Origin of the sequence: Streptomyces sp. DvalAA-14 (genome assembly GCF_900091855.1) — a bacterium.
Classification (GTDB): Bacteria; Actinomycetota; Actinomycetes; order Streptomycetales; family Streptomycetaceae; genus Actinacidiphila.
This window is the reverse complement of sequence record NZ_FMCH01000668.1, coordinates 1-2,786: the sequence shown is the minus strand read 5'-3', so window position 1 is coordinate 2,786 and position 2,786 is coordinate 1. Positions and strand designations below refer to the sequence as shown.

The window sequence follows — 2,786 nt, the reverse complement described above, 5'->3', positions numbered from 1 at the left end:
TAGGCGAAGGACATGCGAAAGGTCCGGCGTAGAGGGTAAGACCCCCGTAGCTGAAATCTGTACGGCTCGTTTGCTCACCACCCAAGTAGCACAGGGCCCGAGAAATCCTGTGTGAATCTGGCGGGACCACCCGTTAAGCCTAAATATTCCCTGGTGACCGATAGCGGATAGTACCGTGAGGGAATGGTGAAAAGTACCGCGGGAGCGGAGTGAAATAGTACCTGAAACCGTGTGCCTACAAGCCGTGGGAGCGTCGCGATGCATGCTTGCATGTGTCGTCGTGACTGCGTGCCTTTTGAAGAATGAGCCTGCGAGTTTGCGGTGTGTTGCGAGGTTAACCCGTGTGGGGGAGCCGTAGCGAAAGCGAGTCCGAACAGGGCGACGTCTTTAATTAGACACTGAGTAGCATGCTCAAGACCCGAAGCGGAGTGATCTAGCCATGGGCAGGTTGAAGCGCGGGTAAGACCGTGTGGAGGACCGAACCCACCAGGGTTGAAAACCTGGGGGATGACCTGTGGTTAGGGGTGAAAGGCCAATCAAACTCCGTGATAGCTGGTTCTCCCCGAAATGCATTTAGGTGCAGCGTCGTGTGTTTCTTGCCGGAGGTAGAGCACTGGATAGGCGATGGGCCCTACCGGGTTACTGACCTTAGCCAAACTCCGAATGCCGGTAAGTGAGAGCGCGGCAGTGAGACTGTGGGGGATAAGCTCCATGGTCGAGAGGGAAACAGCCCAGAGCATCGACTAAGGCCCCTAAGCGTACGCTAAGTGGGAAAGGATGTGGAGTCGCAGAGACAACCAGGAGGTTGGCTTAGAAGCAGCCATCCTTGAAAGAGTGCGTAATAGCTCACTGGTCAAGTGATTCCGCGCCGACAATGTAGCGGGGCTCAAGCGTACCGCCGAAGTCGTGTCATTGCAGCATGTACTCCCAACGGAGGCTGTGATGGGTAGGGGAGCGTCGTGTGCCGGGTGAAGCCGCGCCGGAAGGCAGTGGTGGACGGTTCACGAGTGAGAATGCAGGCATGAGTAGCGATACAAGAGTGGGAAACTCTTGCGCCGATTGACTAAGGGTTCCTGGGTCAAGCTGATCTGCCCAGGGTAAGTCGGGACCTAAGGCGAGGCCGACAGGCGTAGTCGATGGACAACCGGTTGATATTCCGGTACCCGCTTTGAAACGCCCAGTATCGAACCCGTTGATGCTAAGGCCGTGAAGCCGCCTGCCGAGTCTTCGGACGAGGTGGGAGTGGTGGAGCCGCTGAACCGAGGTGGTAGTAGGTAAGCGATGGGGTGACGCAGGAAGGTAGTCCAGCCCGGGCGGTGGTTGTCCCGGGGTAAGGGTGTAGGGCGTTGTCCAGGTAAATCCGGATGACATGTGTCTGAGACCTGATGCCGAGCCGATTGTGGTGAAGTGGATGATCCTATGCTGTCGAGAAAAGCCTCTAGCGAGTTTCATGGCGGCCCGTACCCTAAACCGACTCAGGTGGTCAGGTAGAGAATACCGAGGCGTTCGGGTGAACTATGGTTAAGGAACTCGGCAAAATGCCCCCGTAACTTCGGGAGAAGGGGGGCCATGTCTGGTGATCGGGTTTTCCCCGTGAGCTGGGTGTGGCCGCAGAGACCAGCGAGAAGCGACTGTTTACTAAAAACACAGGTCCGTGCGAAGCCGTAAGGCGATGTATACGGACTGACGCCTGCCCGGTGCTGGAACGTTAAGGGGACCGGTTAGTCACATTTCGGTGTGGCGAGGCTGAGAACTTAAGCGCCAGTAAACGGCGGTGGTAACTATAACCATCCTAAGGTAGCGAAATTCCTTGTCGGGTAAGTTCCGACCTGCACGAATGGCGTAACGACTTCTCGACTGTCTCAACCATAGGCCCGGTGAAATTGCATTACGAGTAAAGATGCTCGTTTCGCGCAGCAGGACGGAAAGACCCCGGGACCTTTACTATAGCTTGATATTGGTGTTCGGTTCGGCTTGTGTAGGATAGGTGGGAGACTGTGAAGTCACGGCGCCAGCCGTGGTGGAGTCGTCGTTGAAATACCACTCTGGTCGTGCTGGATGTCTAACCTCGGTCCGTGATCCGGATCAGGGACAGTGTCTGGTGGGTAGTTTAACTGGGGCGGTTGCCTCCTAAAGAGTAACGGAGGCGCCCAAAGGTTCCCTCAGCCTGGTTGGCAATCAGGTGTTGAGTGTAAGTGCACAAGGGAGCTTGACTGTGAGACTGACGGGTCGAGCAGGTACGAAAGTAGGGACTAGTGATCCGGCGGTGGCTTGTGGAAGCGCCGTCGCTCAACGGATAAAAGGTACCCCGGGGATAACAGGCTGATCTTCCCCAAGAGTCCATATCGACGGGATGGTTTGGCACCTCGATGTCGGCTCGTCGCATCCTGGGGCTGGAGTCGGTCCCAAGGGTTGGGCTGTTCGCCCATTAAAGCGGTACGCGAGCTGGGTTTAGAACGTCGTGAGACAGTTCGGTCCCTATCCGCTGCGCGCGTTGGAGTCTTGAGAAGGGCTGTCCCTAGTACGAGAGGACCGGGACGGACGGACCTCTGGTGTGCCAGTTGTTCTGCCAAGGGCATGGCTGGTTGGCTACGTTCGGGAGGGATAACCGCTGAAAGCATCTAAGCGGGAAGCCTGCTTCGAGATGAGGACTCCCACCCACTTGATGGGGTAAGGCTCCCAGTAGACGACTGGGTTGATAGGCCGGATGTGGAAGCCCTGTGAGGGGTGGAGCTGACCGGTACTAATAGGCCGAGGGCTTGTCCATGTGTGCTCGCGTCCACTGT

General features: G+C 56.9%; 1 rRNA gene. It reads left to right on the top strand.

The features are described from left to right. Positions 1-2,767: ribosomal RNA gene (locus GA0115240_RS35350) — 23S ribosomal RNA — on the top strand; the annotation flags it as partial. Positions 2,768-2,786 lie beyond the last annotated feature (19 nt).